The organism is Vibrio sp. 1401 (assembly GCF_033340295.1).
In genome coordinates this window covers 1-628 of sequence record NZ_JAWOWF010000498.1, presented here as the reverse complement: position 1 = coordinate 628, position 628 = coordinate 1, and the positions used below count along the sequence as shown (strand labels likewise).

General features: G+C 42.0%; 2 protein-coding genes. One reads left to right on the top strand and one right to left on the bottom strand.

What is annotated here, in order from left to right:
• On the top strand, positions 1-368 hold a 368-nt coding region (locus R7Z77_RS26460; RefSeq protein WP_318137185.1), incomplete at its 5' end, for an alpha/beta hydrolase.
• Between the two features lie 41 nt (positions 369-409).
• Here the strand turns inward: R7Z77_RS26460 and R7Z77_RS26455 are convergent.
• On the bottom strand, positions 410-628 hold a 219-nt coding region (locus R7Z77_RS26455), incomplete at its 5' end, for a DUF2007 domain-containing protein (protein WP_318137184.1).

Sequence of the window (628 nt, the reverse complement as noted above, 5' to 3'; positions counted from 1 at the left end):
TGTGGTTGTATAAGCTGTTTGCATACATTGTGATGCCTCAACGAAGTCAGCGTGAATCAAGGCATTTGTTTATTCGAGAAGCAAAGAAGCTGTGCCAAAAAGAGTTTAAACGCTGGTTTATTCTTGCCGCGGATGTAAACCCATTGATGAAGTACTTCAAAGACAGAGAGTTACCCATACCGACATTGTATTTGATGGGTGATAGAGACTATATGTTCATCCAACCGGTGAAAGAGATGGTTGCAGCGCATAAGCTCAGTATCTTGCGTGAAATTCCAAACTGCGGTCATGTCTGCAATGTAGAGCGTCCTGAAGATTTTAACCAACACTCTATCGAATTTATAAAGCAACAAAGTATCGTCGCCTAGCCATCAATATAGACACCTGAAATGCGAGAATAGGGGAACGATCATGGCTCCCCAATTTGATATCCACATTGCCAACACGCACCAAACTGTCCTTCGTTGTGTTCAAGACAATGAGGACATTGCCAGTCTTCATATATGTTGCTTTGTGACTGCTGCCTAAATGCTTCAATAATTGCGTGAGCTTTCAATTGTTGTTCTGGATCTAATAGCCAAACATAAGGATCAGTATCATCGCCAAAAGGAAGCTCACCTTTCAGACC